The organism is Streptomyces sp. NPDC107498 (assembly GCF_055582805.1).
In genome coordinates this window covers 19843-36704 of sequence record NZ_JBVJPE010000015.1, presented here as the reverse complement: position 1 = coordinate 36704, position 16862 = coordinate 19843, and the positions used below count along the sequence as shown (strand labels likewise).

The window sequence follows — 16862 nt, the reverse complement described above, 5'->3', positions numbered from 1 at the left end:
CTCACCGTTGGACCGTCCGATAGAGGCCGTGGACGACCAGGAACTCCTGGCCCGTCATGTCGCCGGTGACCCCGACGCCTTCGGTGAGCTGGTCCGCCGCCACCGTGACCGTCTGTGGGCGGTCGCGGTGCGGACGCTCGGCGACCGCGAGGAGGCCGCCGACGCCGTCCAGGACGCCCTGATCTCCGCCTTCCGGGCCGCCCACACCTTCCGGGGCCAGTCGGCCGTCACGACCTGGCTCCACCGCATCACGGTGAACGCCTGCCTCGACCGTGCCCGCAAGGCCGCCTCCCGCAAGACCTCGTCCGTCGACGACACCGACCGGTTCGAGCAGCTCCTCGAACCCCACGAGTCCGCCGAGGCCCCGGCCGAGCGCCAGGACCTCCACCGGGAGCTGCTGGCCGCGCTCGCCACGCTTCCTCCGGACCAGCGGGCCGCCCTCGTCCTGGTCGACATGCAGGGATACCCCGTCGCCGAGGCGGCCCGTATCCTCGGCGTCCCCACCGGAACCGTGAAGAGCCGCTGCGCACGCGGGCGGGCACGCCTCCTTCCGATGGTCACTCATCTGCGCGCCGACACCGTGGGTAACGAGGCCGCCGAAGGGGGAAGGAACCGGACGCCGGGGACATCCGTCCCACCGGTGCCGGGGCCGACGGACACCGGACCGACAGATCCAGCTGCTGTGAAGGGCGGAGGTGGGCGCACGTGACTTCCACGGCCGGCAGGGCCGACACCACACAGCACCCGGACGTCTCGGAGATCTCCGATCTGACCGAGGGGCTGCTCTCGCCGACCCGTTCGGCGGCCGTACGGCGGCACGTGGACGGCTGTCCCCTCTGCGCCGACGTACGGTCCTCCCTGGAGGAGATCCGGGGCCTGCTCGGCACCCTGCCGGGACCGCCCCGCATGCCCGCCGAGATCGCCGGGCGGATCGACGCCGCCCTGGCCGCCGAAGCCCTCCTCGACGCCACCTCCCCGGAACGCGACACCCCTGTTTCACGTGAAACATCGCGTTCCTCGGCCGAAACCGCTCCTCCCTCGCCGCCTACCCCGGTCGTGGACCGCCCCGCCGGACGTCCCCGGGCCGGCACCGGCCCCGGGCGCCCCGGGAAGCCCCGCCGCCGCCGGATCGCGCTGCTCTCCACGATCGGAGCCGCGTTCGGAGCCGTGGTGCTCGGAACGAGCCTGTACCTCAGCCAGGCGGGCAACCTGACCGCCGGCAGCACGGCCCAGGACACCAAGAAGGCCGCCACCGTCGCGGGAGCCGCTCTCAGTCCCTTCTCCGGCGCGCCCGTCGAGGACCGCGTCCACGCCCTCCTCACCGAGAACCGCGCGCCCAAGACCCCCCAGGGGATCGGGCCCGAGTCCATGTCCGCCGAGTCCGGTGGCGACACGCCCCAACGCAGCAGGGGCACCACCGTCCCCGCCTGTGTCCTGGCAGGCACAGGCCGCAGCGACGGCGTGCTCGGCTACGAGCAGGGCGAATACCGGGGAACACCCGCCTATCTGCTCGTCCTGACGGATCCCGCGGACAGCACGCGGGTCCAGGCCTATGTGCTCGACGCCTCCTGCGCGGCACGGCCCACGGAGAGCGGAAGCCCGGCCGCCGACCTCCTCCTCAGCAGGACGTACCCTCGCTCCTGACCTCTCTTCCCGTCCGGTCACGGCGCCATGCGGCGGTCTCGGGAATGCACGCCCCTTAGGATCCGTTGGGTGGGGTGAGAGCGACCGAGACAACCGCCCCCGTAGGCAGTGACAGTCTGCAGAGACGAGGAAGAAACCCGTGAGCGACGTCCGTAATGTGATCATCATCGGCTCCGGTCCCGCGGGTTACACCGCCGCGCTCTACACGGCCCGAGCGTCGCTGAAGCCCCTGGTCTTCGAAGGTGCCGTCACCGCCGGTGGCGCCCTCATGAACACCACCGAGGTCGAGAACTTCCCCGGTTTCCGTGACGGCATCATGGGCCCGGACCTGATGGACAACATGCGGGCCCAGGCGGAGCGCTTCGGCGCCGAGCTGGTTCCGGACGATGTCATCGCCGTGGACCTGACGGGTGACATCAAGACCGTCACCGACACCGCCGGCACCGTGCACCGCGCGAAGGCCGTGATCGTCACCACCGGCTCCCAGCACCGCAAGCTCGGCCTCCCCAACGAGGACGCGCTCTCCGGCCGCGGTGTCTCCTGGTGCGCCACCTGCGACGGGTTCTTCTTCAAGGACCAGGACATCGCCGTCGTCGGCGGCGGCGACACCGCGATCGAGGAGGCCACCTTCCTCTCGCGCTTCGCCAAGTCCGTCACGATCGTCCACCGCCGGGACACCCTGCGCGCCTCCAAGGCCATGCAGGAGCGTGCCTTCGCCGACCCGAAGATCTCGTTCGCCTGGGACAGCGAGGTCACCGAGATCCACGGCGAGCAGAAGCTCAGCGGTCTGACCCTGCGTGACACGAAGACCGGCGAGACCCGCGCGCTCCCCGTCACCGGTCTCTTCATCGCCGTCGGCCACGACCCGCGGACCGAGCTCTTCAAGGGCCAGCTGGACCTGGACGAGGAGGGCTACCTCAAGGTCGCCGCCCCGTCGACGCGTACGAACCTCACGGGTGTCTTCGGCGCCGGTGACGTCGTCGACCACACCTACCGTCAGGCCATCACTGCCGCCGGCACCGGCTGCTCCGCCGCGCTCGACGCCGAGCGCTTCCTGGCCGCCCTCGCCGACAGCGAGAAGCTGGCCGAGACCCCCGCGGTCTGACGCCCCGCCTTCCCTCCCCCTACCCCGAGAAACAAAGGAGAGCGCCGTGGCCGGCACCCTCAGGAACGTGACAGACGCCGACTTCGACGAGGTCGTCCTCAAGAGCGAGAAGCCCGTCCTGGTGGACTTCTGGGCCGAGTGGTGCGGCCCGTGCCGCCAGATCGCCCCGTCGCTGGAGGCCATCGCGGCCGAGCACGACGAGATCGAGATCGTGAAGCTCAACATCGACCAGAACCCGAACACGGCTGCCAAGTACGGCGTCATGTCCATCCCGACGCTCAACGTCTACCAGGGCAGCGAGGTCGTGAAGACCATCGTCGGCGCCAAGCCGAAGGCCGCCATCCTGCGCGACCTGGACCCCTTCCTCGACACGACCAAGGCCTGACACGCCTGCGTGTTTCACGTGGAACGGCCCGCTCCTTGCCGGGGGCGGGCCGTTCTCGTCCTCCGAGCTAGAGGGGCCGCAGGGCGGGCTCCTTCTGTACGGCGCCGAGCAAACGGTCCAGGGCCATCTCGACGTCCTCCTTCCAGGAGAGCGTCGTCCTGAGCTCCAGCCTCAGCCGCGGGAAGGCATGGTGCGGACGGACGGTCTTGAAACCCACCGCAAGGAGATGCTCGGCCGGCAACACACAGGCCGGCTCCTTCCACCGGGCGTCGCCGAACGCCTCGATCGCCTTGAAGCCGCGTCTCATCACGTCCTTGGCCACGGTCTGCACCATCACCCGGCCCAGGCCCTGCCCCTGATAACCCGGCATGATCCACGCCGTCATCAGCTGGACGGCGTCCGCCGCCACGGGACTCGTCGGAAAGGCCGTCGAACGCGGCACATAAGCCGGGGGAGCGTAGAGGACGTAACCGACGGGCACCTCGTCGACGTAGACCACCCGGCCGCAGGAACCCCATTCCAGGAGAACGCCCGAGATCCAGGACTCCTTCTCCAGCTCCGGGTGCCCCGCCTTCACCGCCGCCTCACCGCTGACCGGGTCGAGCTCCCAGAAGACGCAGGAGCGACACCGCTTGGGGAGATCCGGAAGGTTGTCCAGGGTGAGCGGTACGAGCCGACGCCCCACGGCTGCTCCTCGTTTCCCTCGCCATCGAGCACGGATACGCCTCTCGGAATCGTATCGATCGGGCGATCGAGGCGATACCGCGCACAGGCAAAGGACGGGCCGCGCTCCGGTGAAGACCGGAGCGCGGCCCGTCCTGAGCAAGCTCGGTGGGCAGGGAGGGGATCAGCCCTCGCCCTCGACGTCCTGTTCGGTGTTCGTACGGCTCAGGACCCGGCCCTCGCCGGGAGCCAGGGTCGAGAGGATCCGCTCCAGATCGTCCATCGAGGCGAACTCGACGACGATCTTGCCCTTCTTCTGCCCCAGGTCGACCTTCACGCGGGTCTCGAAGCGGTCCGAGAGCCGGGTGGCGAGGTCCGTCAGCGCGGGCGAGACCCGGGCACCGGCACGCGGCCCCCTCGGCTTGACCGCGGACGCGGGCTCCTCGGAGCCCATGAGGCTCACGATCTCCTCGACACTGCGCACCGAGAGGCCTTCGGAGACGATCCGGTACGCCAGCTTGTCCTGGGACTCCGGGTCCTCGACACCGAGCAGGGCCCGCGCGTGTCCGGCGGAGAGCACTCCGGCGGCGACCCGGCGCTGCACCGGCAGGGAGAGCCGCAGCAGACGCAGCGTGTTGGAGATCTGCGGGCGGGACCGCCCGATCCGCTCCGCGAGCTGGTCGTGGGTGCAGCCGAAGTCCTTGAGCAGCTGCTCGTAGGCGTGGGCCTCCTCGATCGCGTTCAGCTGGGCCCGGTGAAGGTTCTCCAGGAGCGCGTCCAGGAGCATCTTCTCGTCTTCGGTGTCCCGGACGATCGCCGGGATCCGCTCAAGACCCGCCGTCGTCGAAGCCCGCAGACGGCGCTCGCCCATGACGAGCTCGTAGCGGTCGGCCTCGACCTTGCGCACGACCACGGGCTGGAGCAGGCCGACCTCCTTGATGGAGGTGACGAGCTCCGCCAGCGCGTCCTCGTCGAAGACCTCACGCGGCTGGTGCCGGTTGGGCACGATCGCGTCGATCGGCAGCTCGGTGAAGTAGGCCCCTGCCGGAGGCTCAGGGAGGGCCGACGGCTCGGGTTCGTTCCACGTCGGGTCCGACTCCGGAGCCTGCGGGCTCCGCGGCAGCGTCGCCAGCTTCGCTGCGGCCACCCCGCGCTCGACCTGTCGTTCCTGGGGAGCAGCGGGGATCAGCGCACCGAGCCCACGCCCCAATCCCCTACGTCGCTCACTCACTGGATCCCCTCCGACATGCTGCGCTGGTTGCTCTGGTGCCCTACATGGGCGTGCTGCGGGTCGTAGTGCACGGCGGCCCCCCGCAGGGCGATCTCACGAGCCGCTTCGAGATACGACAGGGCGCCGCTGGAACCCGGGTCGTAGGTGAGGACCGTCTGCCCGTAGCTCGGCGCCTCCGAGATGCGGACGGACCTCGGAATGCTGGTCCGCAGCACCTCCTCGGCGAAGTGACTGCGCACCTCGTCGGCGACCTGGGAGGCGAGCCTCGTCCTGCCGTCGTACATGGTGAGCAGGATCGTCGAGACGTGGAGCGCCGGGTTGAGGTGGCCTCGCACCAGGTCGACGTTCCGCAGGAGCTGTCCGAGGCCCTCCAGCGCGTAGTACTCGCACTGGATCGGGATCAGCACCTCGGCGCCCGCCACCATGGCGTTGACCGTGAGGAGACCGAGCGAGGGCGGGCAGTCGATCAGGATGTAGTCCAGCGGCTGCTCATAGGCCTGGATCGCCCGCTGCAGACGGCTCTCACGCGCCACCAGGGACACCAGCTCGATCTCCGCGCCGGCGAGGTCGATGGTGGCCGGGGCGCAGAACAGACCCTCGACGTCCATGACCGGCTGCACCACATCGGAGAGCGGCTTGCTGTCCACCAGGACGTCGTAGATCGAAGGGACCTCGGCGTGGTGGTCGATGCCGAGTGCCGTCGAAGCGTTGCCCTGCGGGTCCAGGTCGATGACCAGGACGCGAGCACCGTGCAGCGCCAGGGAGGCGGCAAGATTGACCGTCGTGGTCGTCTTGCCCACGCCGCCCTTCTGGTTGGCGACCACCATCACACGGGTGTGGGCCGGGCGGGGAAGTCCCTCACCGGCACGGCCCAGCGCCTCTACTGCCAGCTGGGCAGCACGACCGATGGGGGTGTCGTCCATCGGGGGCGGTGTTTCACGTGAAACATCCTCCCCCACCGATTCGGTTCGGGGACCGGGGACCGGATCGGTCATCGGTCCCGCGATGTTGGCGTCGGACCGCAAGGATTCACTCTCCTCGGCTTCAGGCTCGCGATGAGGAGAGCCTGCCATGCTTTCGGGGTCACGAACCAGCGAGGTCGGTGGTTCTGTGGGTGAATCCACCTCTGTGGACAACTCCGTAACCCTCACGGGTGGCTTCACACGGGGCCTACGGTCCCGGGGCGTGGCAGCCGCGCGACCGCGGCTGATGATCCCCTGCAGCAGTGAGCGACGTTTCACGTGAAACACCATGCCGCCGCCGCCCGGCCGGGACCGTTCGACACTCCGAAATGGTACGTATGCGACGCTCAGCGGCGCCGACGGGTCTTGCTCGTCCGGGCGGCCTTGGCCCGCTTGGCCGCGAACCGCACACCGCCGGGGCTCTCGCCGACCTCCACCCGCACGACCGTGGACAACGGGTCGACGATCCCCTCACCCACCTGAAGCACCGAGGTCTCCACCACACCGAGCCGGGAGAGCGCGGCGCGAGCGCCGTCGATCTCCTCCTGCGCGGTGTCACCCTTGAGCGCCAGCATCTCTCCGTACGGGCGCAGCAGGGGGACGCCCCAGCCGGCCAGTCGGTCGAGCGGTGCCACGGCGCGGGCGGTCACCACGTGCACGGGCGTGATCTTGCCGAGCATCTCCTCCGCGCGCCCCCGCGCCACGGTCACGTGGTCGAGACCGAGCAGCTCGACGACCTCCTGGAGGAAGTTCGTCCTGCGCAGGAGGGGCTCCAGGAGCGTGATCTTCAGATCGGGCCGGACCAGAGCCAGGGGAATGCCGGGCAGGCCGGCGCCCGAGCCCACGTCGCAGACGGTGACGCCCTCGGGGACGACCTCCGAGAGGACGGCGCAGTTCAGCAGATGACGCTCCCAGAGACGCGGGACCTCGCGCGGGCCGATCAGGCCCCGCTTCACACCCGCGTCCGCGAGCAGCTCCGCGTACCGCACGGCCTCCGGGAAGTACTCGCCGAAGACTGTCCGCGCCTGCTCCGGCGCCTCGGGGAGCTCCGCTGCCTCCGTCACGGGAACCGTCCTTCCGTACCGCACGCCTCGCGTGCGAGCGCACTGTGGTGGCTGACTATCAAGGCTGACAAAGATCGGCCCCGCCTGCGAACAGACGGGGCCGACACTACGTGAGGGGTCAGGCCGGGAGCACAACGACGAAGCGCTGCGGCTCCTCGCCCTCGGACTCGCTGCGCAGGCCGGCGGCGGCGATCGCGTCGTGCACGACCTTGCGCTCGAACGGCGTCATCGGGTCCAGCTTGACCGGCTGACCGGTGGACTTCACCTCGGCCGCGGCCTTGGCACCCAGCTCGGCGAGCTCGGAGCGCTTCTTGGCCCGGAAGCCGGCGATGTCGAGCATCAGACGGCTGCGGTCACCGGTCTCGCGGTGCACGGCAAGGCGCGTCAGCTCCTGGAGCGCCTCCAGGACCTCGCCGTCACGGCCCACGAGCTTCTGCAGGTCGCGGCTGCTGGAGTCGCTGATGATCGAGACCGCGGCCCGGTCCGCCTCGACGTCCATGTCGATGTCGCCGTCGAGGTCGGCGATGTCGAGCAGGCCCTCGAGGTAGTCGGCCGCGATCTCGCCCTCCTGCTCCAGGCGGGTCAGGGTGTCGCCACCCTCGGCGGCGGCGGAGGTGGTGCCTTCCGTCACGGATGGACTCCTTCTTGCTTCTGGGAGGCTTACTTCTTGGAGGAGGGGTGCTTGGGCCGCTGCTGGCCCTTGCGCTGGCCCTGACCGGACTTGCCCTGACGGGAGCCGCCGGAGCTGGCACGGCTTCCACGCTGGGGCTTGTCGCCCTGCGTCTCGGCCTTGGCCTCGGTGACGGCCGGATCCCGGGGCTTCTTCTCGAGCGAGGTGGTCGCCTCTTCGGCGGCCGGCTCGGAGCCTTCCTCGGAGTCCTTCACCACGGGCTGCGGAGCCACGGAGGCCTGGCGCTGGGCCTTGGTCTGGCGCTTGGGCTGCTGGCGCCTGGCGGCGGCACCGCCCTCCGCCTCGGCCACGATCGTGTCGCTCTTGATCACGGTGCCGTCCGCCTGGGCGGCGAAGCCGGCTTTGGACAGGCCCACGAAGAAGCGGCGCTCGTTCTCGTTGCGGTCGCTGCCCTTGGCGACGATGACCTTGACGACGTTCTTCCGGCGACGACCCTTGACCTCACCGCCGTGCGTGATGCTCTTCAGCAGGCGCTGGAGGTAGGCGTCCTGGGCCTTGCTGCCCGGGGTCGGGTTCTGGTTGATCACGTACATCTGCTGGCCCATGGTCCACACGTTCGTGGTCAGCCAGTAGATGAGGACACCGACGGGGAAGTTGATGCCCATGCCGGCGAAGATCAGCGGGAAGATGTACATGAGCATCTTCTGCTGCTGCATGTACGGGGTCTTCACCGAGAGGTCGACGTTCTTCATCATCAGCTGGCGCTGGGTGAAGAACTGCGAGGCCGACATCATCACGATCATGACGGCGGTGACGATGCGAACCGACGTGATCGAGGCGTCGAGGGCGGCGACCTCAGCGGCGGAGTCCGTGAACTTCGCGGCGAGCGGGGCACCGAAGATGTGGGCCTGACGGGCGCTGGCGAGCAGCGGGCCGTCGATGACGCCGATCTCCTTGCCCGAGGCGATCGCGGAGAGCACGTGGTACAGGGCGAAGAAGAACGGGGACTGCGCCAGGATGGGAAGGCACGAGGAGAGCGGGTTGGTGCCCGTCTCCTTGTACAGCTTCATCATCTCTTCGGACTGACGCTGCTTGTCGCTCTTGTAGCGCTCCTGGATCGCCTTCATCTTCGGCTGGAGCGCCTGCATGTTCCGCGTCGACTTGATCTGCTTGACGAACAGCGGGATCAGACAGATACGGATCAGCACCACGAGGGACACGATGGACAGGCCCCAGGCCCAGCCCGTGTCGGGACCGAAGACCGCCCCGTACACCTTGTGGAACTGGACGATGACCCAGGAAACGGGCCAGGTGATGAAGCTGAACAGACTGGCAATCGTGTCCACTAATCAGGCTCCTTGAGCATTGGGCGAGGTCTCGGCGGCCGGGCTCGTCTCGGTGGGGGACCCGCCCTTGTCACCGCGCAGCGCGTTCCGCAGCATCTCGTGCCAGCGGGGACGCTTGCGCGGGGGGACGTGGTCCACGCCGCCGGGCGACCACGGGTTGCACCGCAGGAGGCGCCAGGCGGTCAGGGCCGTGCCCTTGATCGCGCCATGCCGGTCGATGGCCGTGAATCCGTAGTGGGAACACGACGGGTAGTACCGGCAGACGGGGCCCAGAAGAGGGCTGATCGTCCACTGGTACAGCTTGATGAGAGCCAGCAGCGGGTACTTCATCGCGTGCCCCCTCCCAGCAGCCGCTGGAGAGCGGCGTCCAGGTCTCGGGCCAGCTGTGCGTGATCGGCGTCACCGGCTCCGGGCAACGCCCGTACGACCACCAGGCTACCGGGGGGCAGCATGGCGACGCGGTCGCGGACGAGATGGCGCAGGCGTCGCTTCACCTGGTTGCGTACGACCGCACCACCCACGGCCTTGCTCACGACGAAACCCGCACGCGTCGGGGGAGCGCTCTCCCCAGGCGCGTGCGGGTCCGTTGCACCGCTGCGTAGGTGGACGACGAGGAGCGGGCGACCGGCCCGGCGACCTCGGCGTACCGCGGTTGCGAAGTCCTCGCGCCGCCTCAGCCGATTCTCGGTAGGCAGCACGTCATGACCTGTTTAAGTGGATCAGGCGGACAGCGCCGAGCGACCCTTGGAACGGCGGTTCGCCAGGATGGCGCGACCGGCACGCGTACGCATTCGCAGGCGGAAGCCGTGGGTCTTCGCGCGACGACGGTTGTTCGGCTGGAAGGTGCGCTTGCTCACTCGGGGGCTCCAGAAATGATTCGTAGATGGCGGGACATCGCCTGGCTGTCACCGTGCGCCCACGAGTAGCTCGCAATACGCCCGAGTGCACCGCTACACGATCACTGACCGTGATCTTTGCCCATCGGAGGCAGGCGGCAGCAGCCATCGACAACTCGACCTGGTTACGGTACGCGCGGCTACGCCATCCGGTCAAACCGACCTGTCGCCACCCCCCATTGTGCACAGGCTGTGGACAACAACTTGAACCGCGTCATCCGCCCCGACTACCGTGGACGACCTCCACAATCTTTATTCCGTTCTGTCCTCACCTGTCCTCGACGGACCCATCCTCACGGACTTCGACCCACCGTCCCCGCGAACCACACCATCGTGGGACCTTCGAGAAAGCGTGCCCTGTGGCTGACGTACCTGCCGATCTTGCCGCAGTGTGGCCACGCGTCCTCGAGCAGCTCCTGGCCGACGGCCAGCAGGGAATCGAGCCCAAGGACAAACAGTGGATCGAGCGCTGCCAGCCGCTCGCCCTGGTCGCGGACACGGCCCTGCTCGCCGTCCCCAACGAGTGGGGCAAGCGGGTCCTGGAGGGCCGGCTCGCCCCGCTGATCAGCGAGACCCTGAGCCGTGAGTGCGGCCGGCCGATCCGGATCGCGATCACCGTCGACGACTCCGTCGGCGAGCCGACTCCGCCGGCGCCCCCGGTGCAGCAGTCGCAGCAGCCCCGCTACGACGAGCGCGTGCAGCCCGAGCCGTACGAGAAGTACGAGGGTTACGGCCATCGGCCGATGCCCGACGACGGGCTGCCCACCGCACGCCCCGCCTACCCGGACTACCAGCAGCAGCGGCCCGACCCCGGCGCCTGGCCGCGCACCCAGGAGGACCTCTCCTGGCAGCAGCCGCGGCTCGGCGGCTACCAGGAGCGCGCCCCGTACACCGGTCCGGAGCAGCCCCGGCAGACCCGCTACGACGAGCCCGCCCGCGGCTACGAGCAGCAGCGGCCCGAGCGCGCCGAGCTGCCCGAGCCGCAGAACCACGGCCCGCGCCCCGGCCCCCGCCCCGGCGGTCCGGTCCCCGGGCAGGGCGGTGTGCCGGGGGGCGGCCACGGCTCCCCGTCCTCCGGGCAGGGCGCCGGCGCACCGGGTGAGCAGCACGCGCGGCTGAACCCCAAGTACCTCTTCGACACGTTCGTCATCGGTTCCTCGAACCGGTTCGCGCACGCGGCCGCCGTCGCGGTGGCCGAGGCGCCGGCGAAGGCGTACAACCCGCTCTTCATCTACGGGGAGTCGGGCCTCGGCAAGACCCACCTGCTGCACGCGATCGGGCACTACGCGCGGAGCCTCTACCCGGGCACGCGCGTGCGCTACGTGAGCTCCGAGGAGTTCACCAACGAGTTCATCAACTCGATCCGCGACGGCAAGGGCGACGCCTTCCGCAAGCGCTACCGCGATGTGGACATCCTGCTCGTCGACGACATCCAGTTCCTGGCGAGCAAGGAGTCGACGCAGGAGGAGTTCTTCCACACCTTCAACACCCTGCACAACGCGAACAAGCAGATCGTTCTCTCCTCGGACCGGCCGCCCAAGCAGCTGGTCACCCTGGAGGACCGGCTCCGCAACCGCTTCGAGTGGGGCCTCACCACCGACGTGCAGCCGCCGGAGCTGGAGACGCGCATCGCGATCCTCCGCAAGAAGGCGGTGCAGGAGCAGCTCAACGCCCCGCCGGAGGTGCTGGAGTTCATCGCGTCCCGGATCTCGCGGAACATCCGTGAGCTGGAGGGCGCGCTGATCCGGGTGACGGCCTTCGCGAGCCTCAACCGGCAGCCGGTGGACCTCGGACTCACCGAGATCGTCCTCAAGGACCTGATCCCCGGCGGTGAGGACAGCTCGCCGGAGATCACGGCTCCCGCGATCATGGCGGCCACGGCCGACTACTTCGGGCTGACGGTGGAGGACCTCTGCGGATCCTCGCGCAGCCGCGTCCTGGTGACGGCCCGACAGATCGCCATGTACCTGTGCCGCGAGCTCACGGACCTGTCGCTGCCGAAGATCGGCGCGCAGTTCGGCGGCCGCGACCACACGACGGTGATGCACGCGGACCGGAAGATCCGCGCCCTGATGGCGGAGCGGCGCTCCATCTACAACCAGGTCACCGAGCTCACCAACCGCATCAAGAACGGCTGACGCCAGGCCTCCAGGACTTCTCTGCACGGGTCTGCACGGGCCCCCTGCACGGCCTCTTCGCACGGGCCTCCTGCGACCCTGCGACCTCTCCAGGGCGCCCCGGGACACCTCCCGGGGCGCCCTTCGCCGTCCCCGGGAGTCTCTTCCGACGCCCTCCCGGCCCCCCAGCCGTCCCCGGCCCGTTCGATTACCGCGTTCCGGTGGCAGGTTCTCCACAGATTGCGGGATGATCTCCCGTCCACAGGGTGGGGACCGCCAAGTTATCCGGATTGTGTCCACAGGGCTGCCTGGTGACAGGCCATCACCGCAGCTCAGGTCCCTGTGGAATTGTTGGCAAACGATTTCCACAGGCTGTGGATGAATCCTCCGTCCACAGGGCGTCTCGAAGGTTGTCCACCGGGTGCCCACAGGGAGGAGTCGGTTGCCCACAGCTTCTCCACACCGCTGTCCACTGTTCGGCAACGAAACACGCCTACTCACTGAGACGAGTGAAAGCGGTCACACCGAGGGAGACGTTTGGGCTGTGGGGAACCTGGGGAAAGCTGGGGACAGCGCTGGGGAGAACTCCCCGTGGCCTGTGTACCGGCTGTGCAGAACTTTCGAGTGTCCACAGATACCCCCGGTTGTCCACGGGTTCCACCCACAGGGTCGGTGGACAAAAAACTGGGCTTGACCTGGGGAAACGACGTTATCCACGGTTTCCACAGGCCCTACTACTACTCCCACATAGAGTTAGCCCGGAATTCGCTTCGAAGTGGGGCCTGTGCACAACTCGGCGCCGGAGCTCCGTCGCGCCCTCGTCCCGACTTGACCCCGAGCAGCACCGAGTGTCGGTGGCGTGCGTCAGACTGGTTCCCGCAGTCGACGAAGAGCCAGCAACAGCAGGAGGCGGTTCCGGTGAAGATCCGGGTGGAGCGCGATGTACTCGCGGAGGCGGTGGCCTGGGTGGCCCGCAGCCTTCCGGCCCGTCCGCCGGCGCCCGTGCTCGCGGGCCTTCTCCTGAAGGCCGAGGACGGCGCCCTGAGCTTCTCGAGCTTCGACTACGAGGTCTCGGCGCGGGTCTCGGTCGAGGCCGAGGTGGAGGAGGACGGCACCGTCCTCGTCTCCGGCCGGCTGCTCGCCGACATCTGCCGCGCCCTTCCCAACCGCCCCGTGGAGATTTCCACAGACGGTGTACGGGCGACCGTGGTCTGCGGCTCCTCCCGCTTCACCCTCCACACCCTGCCTGTGGAGGAGTACCCGGCACTGCCGGAGATGCCCACCGCGACCGGCACCGTCCCCGGTGAGGTCTTCGCCTCCGCCGCCGCGCAGGTGGCCATCGCCGCCGGCCGTGACGACACGCTGCCCGTCCTCACCGGCGTGCGCATCGAGATCGAGGGCGACACGGTCACCCTGGCCTCCACCGACCGCTACCGCTTCGCGGTCCGCGAGTTCCTGTGGAAGCCGGAGTCCCCGGACGCCTCCGCGGTCGCCCTGGTGCCCGCGAAGACCCTCCTGGACACCGCCAAGGCGCTCACCAGCGGCGACACGGTGACCCTGGCGCTCTCGGGCTCCGGCAAGGGCGAGGGCCTCATCGGCTTCGAGGGCGCGGGCCGCCGCACCACCACCCGCCTCCTGGAGGGCGACCTCCCGAAGTACCGGACGCTCTTCCCCACCGAGTTCAACTCGGTCGCGGTGATCGAGACCGCTCCCTTCGTGGAGGCCGTGAAGCGCGTGGCCCTGGTGGCCGAGCGCAACACCCCGGTCCGGCTGAGCTTCGAGCAGGGCGTGCTGATCCTGGAGGCCGGCTCCAGCGACGACGCACAGGCTGTGGAGCGCGTGGACGCGCAGCTGGACGGCGACGACATCTCGATCGCCTTCAACCCGACCTTCCTGCTGGACGGCCTGAGCGCGATCGACTCCCCGGTCGCCCAGCTCTCCTTCACGACCTCCACGAAGCCGGCGCTGCTGAGCGGCAAGCCCGCACTCGACGCGGAGGCGGACGAGGCCTACAAGTACCTGATCATGCCGGTGCGGCTCTCCGGCTGACGCCCTCCCCGGGGGGCGTCGCCTGAGCGGCTGACCCCACAGGTGTGCACCCGGGTCCGGGCGTAGGCTCGGACCCGGGTAAACCGCACACGACGCTTAAGGAATCTCTGATGGAGCTCGGTCTCGTCGGTCTCGGCAAGATGGGCGGCAACATGCGCGAGCGCATCCGCCGCGCAGGCCACACCGTCATCGGATACGACCGCAACCCGGACCTCGCCGATGTCCACAGCCTCGAAGAGCTTGTGGGCAAGCTCAAGGGTCCGCGCGTCGTGTGGGTCATGGTCCCGGCCGGTGCCGCGACCCAGTCCACCATCGACGAGCTGGCCGAGCTGCTCTCCCCCGGCGACATCGTCGTGGACGGCGGGAACTCGCGCTGGACCGACGACGAGAAGCACGCCGAGGAGCTCGCCGCCAAGGGCATCGGTTTCGTCGACTGCGGCGTCTCCGGTGGCGTCTGGGGCCTGGAGAACGGCTACGCGCTGATGTATGGCGGCGACGCCGAGCACGTGGCGAAGGTCCAGCCGATCTTCGACGCGCTGAAGCCCGAGGGCGAGTTCGGCTCGGTCCACGCGGGCAAGGTCGGCGCCGGCCACTTCGCGAAGATGGTCCACAACGGCATCGAGTACGCGATGATGCAGGCCTACGCCGAGGGCTGGGAGCTCCTGGAGAAGGTCGACTCCGTCACCGACGTGCGCGAGGTCTTCCGCTCCTGGCAGGAGGGCACGGTCATCCGCTCCTGGCTGCTCGACCTCGCGGTGAACGCGCTGGACGAGGACGAGCACCTGGACGAGCTGCGGGGCTACGCGTCGGACTCCGGCGAGGGCCGGTGGACGGTCGAGGCCGCCATCGACAACGCCGTCCCGCTGCCGGCGATCACCGCGTCGCTGTTCGCGCGGTTCGCCTCCCGTCAGGACGACTCCCCGCAGATGAAGATGATCGCCGCGCTGCGCAACCAGTTCGGTGGCCACGCGGTCGAGACGAAGAAGTAATCCACAGGCTGTGCACCCCGCGGTGCACAGCCGCCGGGGGAAGAAGGTCGGCGCCCACCATGCACGTCACGCATCTCTCGCTGGCCGACTTCCGCTCCTACGCCCGGGTCGAGGTCCCGCTCGACCCGGGCGTCACCGCTTTCGTGGGCGCGAACGGCCAGGGCAAGACCAATCTGGTCGAGGCCGTCGGCTACCTCGCGACCCTCGGCAGCCACCGCGTCGCCTCCGACGCCCCGCTCGTCCGGATGGGGGCGGAGCGCGCGATCGTCCGGGCCGCCGTCACCCAGGGCGAGCGCTCCCAGCTGATCGAGCTGGAGCTCAACCCGGGCCGCGCCAACCGCGCCCGCATCAACAGGTCCTCGCAGGTCAGGCCGCGCGATGTGCTGGGGATCGTCCGGACCGTGCTGTTCGCCCCCGAGGACCTCGCCCTGATCAAGGGCGACCCCGGCGAGCGCCGGCGCTTCCTCGACGAGCTGATCACCGCGCGCACGCCGCGCATGGGGGGCGTGCGCGCCGACTACGAGCGCGTGCTCAAGCAGCGCAACACGCTCCTGAAGTCGGCGGCGATGGCCCGGCGGCACGGCGGCCGGGGCATGGACCTGTCCACCCTGGACGTGTGGGACCAGCACCTGGCCGGGGCGGGCGCCGAGCTGCTCGCCCAGCGGCTCGACCTGATCGCCGTACTGCAGCCGCTCGCCGACAAGGCGTACGAGCAGCTCGCGCCCGGCGGCGGACCGATTCTGCTGGAGTACCGCCCCTCCGCCCCCGGCCCCGGGCACACCCGCGAGGCGCTGTACGAGCAGCTGCTCGCCGCCCTCGCCGAGGTCCGCAAGCAGGAGATCGAGCGGGGCGTCACGCTCGTCGGGCCCCACCGGGACGAGCTGCTCCTGAAGCTCGGCGACCTCCCCGCGAAGGGGTACGCGAGCCACGGCGAGTCCTGGTCGTACGCGCTGGCGCTCCGCCTCGCCTCGTACGACCTGCTGCGCGCCGAGGGCAACGAACCGGTCCTCGTCCTCGACGACGTCTTCGCCGAGCTGGACGCGCGGCGGCGCGAGCGGCTCGCGGAGCTGGTGGCACCGGGCGAGCAGGTGCTCGTCACGGCGGCGGTCGACGACGACGTGCCGGGCGTGCTCGCGGGCGCCCGGTACGCCGTGTCCGGCGGGGCGGTGGAGCGGGCATGACGGGGACGAGCGGACAGCAGCCCCTGGAAGGGCCGCCCGGCCCCGGCGGCCCCATCGGTTCAGCCGCGCCCGAACCCTCGGGCGTCGACCTCGCGCGGGTCGCGCTGCGCGCCGCCAAGGAACAGGCGAGGGCGCGGGGCGCGGCGGCGGCGCAGAAGAAGCAGGCCCGGCGCGGGGGCGGGCTGCGCTCCGGCGCGCGCGCCGACGGGCGCGATCCGATGGCGCTCGGCGCCGCGATCAACCGGCTGATCACCGAGCGGGGCTGGGAGACCCCGGCGGCGGTCGGCGGGGTCATGGGCCGCTGGCCGCAGATCGTCGGCGAGGACCTGGCGAAGCACTGCGTACCGCTGAAGTTCGACGACGAGCCGGACGCGCGGGTGCTGACGGTGCAGTGCGACTCGACGGCGTGGGCGACGCAGCTGCGACTCCTCGCGCCGCGGCTGGTCGCGCGGCTGAACGAGGACCTGGGGCACGGAACCGTGCGGATGATCAAGGTGCTGGGGCCGGGGGCGCCCCGACGGGGGTACGGGCCGCTGCGGGCGCCGGGCAGCGTCGGGCCCGGAGACACCTACGGGTAACCCGCGCGGGGCGGGGCGCGA

18 protein-coding genes are annotated in these 16862 nt (G+C 69.8%); 9 read left to right on the top strand and 9 right to left on the bottom strand.

All coding sequences use genetic code 11. The annotated features are described in order from the left end of the window. Window positions 1–7: 7 nt before the first annotated feature. The 4 genes from sigM (at window position 8) to trxA (ending at window position 3134) form a co-directional block, all read left to right on the top strand. On the top strand, window positions 8–709 hold the full coding sequence (gene sigM, locus ACZ66Z_RS24730; protein ID WP_469937391.1) for an RNA polymerase sigma factor SigM: 702 nt from the start codon (window positions 8–10) through the stop codon (window positions 707–709). Beyond that, on the top strand, window positions 706–1644 hold the full coding sequence (locus ACZ66Z_RS24725) for an anti-sigma factor (protein WP_469937389.1): 939 nt from the start codon (window positions 706–708) through the stop codon (window positions 1642–1644). The genes sigM and ACZ66Z_RS24725 overlap by 4 nt, the downstream gene beginning before the upstream one ends. 139 nt (window positions 1645–1783) lie before the next feature. Continuing rightward, a complete protein-coding gene (trxB, locus tag ACZ66Z_RS24720; protein ID WP_356902407.1) occupies window positions 1784–2749 on the top strand; it encodes a thioredoxin-disulfide reductase in 966 nt (321 codons plus the stop codon). A 46-nt stretch (window positions 2750–2795) separates the two neighbouring features. Continuing rightward, window positions 2796–3134 (top strand): thioredoxin, encoded by a 339-nt coding sequence (gene trxA, locus ACZ66Z_RS24715; protein WP_469937387.1) that lies wholly within the window; start codon window positions 2796–2798, stop codon window positions 3132–3134. 67 nt (window positions 3135–3201) lie between these two features. Here trxA and ACZ66Z_RS24710 read toward each other — a convergent pair whose 3' ends face one another. The 9 genes from ACZ66Z_RS24710 to rpmH form a co-directional block, all read right to left on the bottom strand. Next, complete coding sequence (locus ACZ66Z_RS24710; protein WP_469937385.1) at window positions 3202–3819, bottom strand: GNAT family N-acetyltransferase; 618 nt, start codon at window positions 3817–3819, stop codon at window positions 3202–3204. A gap of 162 nt (window positions 3820–3981) precedes the next feature. Further along, entirely contained in the window at window positions 3982–5028 is a 1047-nt protein-coding gene (locus tag ACZ66Z_RS24705) for a ParB/RepB/Spo0J family partition protein (protein ID WP_469937383.1), read from the bottom strand. After that, window positions 5025–6101, bottom strand: coding sequence for a ParA family protein (locus tag ACZ66Z_RS24700; RefSeq protein WP_469937381.1), 1077 nt, complete (start codon window positions 6099–6101; stop codon window positions 5025–5027). The genes ACZ66Z_RS24705 and ACZ66Z_RS24700 overlap by 4 nt, the downstream gene beginning before the upstream one ends. Before the next feature lie 236 nt (window positions 6102–6337). Then, on the bottom strand, window positions 6338–7054 hold the full coding sequence (rsmG, locus tag ACZ66Z_RS24695) for a 16S rRNA (guanine(527)-N(7))-methyltransferase RsmG (protein WP_469937379.1): 717 nt from the start codon (window positions 7052–7054) through the stop codon (window positions 6338–6340). Window positions 7055–7172: 118 nt separating this feature from the next. Then, window positions 7173–7685, bottom strand: a complete 513-nt coding sequence (locus ACZ66Z_RS24690; RefSeq protein ID WP_093875131.1) for a Jag family protein — start codon at window positions 7683–7685, stop codon at window positions 7173–7175. Between the two features lie 29 nt (window positions 7686–7714). Beyond that, window positions 7715–9031 (bottom strand): membrane protein insertase YidC, encoded by a 1317-nt coding sequence (gene yidC / locus ACZ66Z_RS24685; protein WP_469937377.1) that lies wholly within the window; start codon window positions 9029–9031, stop codon window positions 7715–7717. A gap of 3 nt (window positions 9032–9034) precedes the next feature. Next, on the bottom strand, window positions 9035–9361 hold the full coding sequence (gene yidD, locus ACZ66Z_RS24680; RefSeq protein WP_030685785.1) for a membrane protein insertion efficiency factor YidD: 327 nt from the start codon (window positions 9359–9361) through the stop codon (window positions 9035–9037). Beyond that, window positions 9358–9729, bottom strand: coding sequence for a ribonuclease P protein component (rnpA, locus tag ACZ66Z_RS24675; RefSeq protein ID WP_469937375.1), 372 nt, complete (start codon window positions 9727–9729; stop codon window positions 9358–9360). Before rnpA ends, yidD begins: the two co-directional genes overlap by 4 nt. A gap of 21 nt (window positions 9730–9750) precedes the next feature. Further along, a complete protein-coding gene (gene rpmH, locus ACZ66Z_RS24670; protein WP_007265229.1) occupies window positions 9751–9888 on the bottom strand; it encodes a 50S ribosomal protein L34 in 138 nt (45 codons plus the stop codon). A 398-nt stretch (window positions 9889–10286) separates the two neighbouring features. Between rpmH and dnaA the strand changes: the two genes are divergently transcribed. From dnaA to ACZ66Z_RS24645, 5 genes are all read left to right on the top strand, one after another. After that, complete coding sequence (gene dnaA, locus ACZ66Z_RS24665) at window positions 10287–12065, top strand: chromosomal replication initiator protein DnaA (RefSeq protein ID WP_469937373.1); 1779 nt, start codon at window positions 10287–10289, stop codon at window positions 12063–12065. A gap of 897 nt (window positions 12066–12962) precedes the next feature. Next, complete coding sequence (gene dnaN / locus ACZ66Z_RS24660) at window positions 12963–14093, top strand: DNA polymerase III subunit beta (RefSeq protein WP_041130169.1); 1131 nt, start codon at window positions 12963–12965, stop codon at window positions 14091–14093. 110 nt (window positions 14094–14203) lie between these two features. Next, on the top strand, window positions 14204–15082 hold the full coding sequence (gene gnd, locus ACZ66Z_RS24655) for a phosphogluconate dehydrogenase (NAD(+)-dependent, decarboxylating) (RefSeq protein WP_469937371.1): 879 nt from the start codon (window positions 14204–14206) through the stop codon (window positions 15080–15082). Window positions 15083–15141: 59 nt separating this feature from the next. After that, window positions 15142–16263 (top strand): DNA replication/repair protein RecF, encoded by a 1122-nt coding sequence (gene recF / locus ACZ66Z_RS24650; RefSeq protein ID WP_469937369.1) that lies wholly within the window; start codon window positions 15142–15144, stop codon window positions 16261–16263. Continuing rightward, complete coding sequence (locus ACZ66Z_RS24645) at window positions 16260–16841, top strand: DciA family protein (RefSeq protein ID WP_469937367.1); 582 nt, start codon at window positions 16260–16262, stop codon at window positions 16839–16841. The genes recF and ACZ66Z_RS24645 overlap by 4 nt, the downstream gene beginning before the upstream one ends. Window positions 16842–16862: the final 21 nt, after the last annotated feature.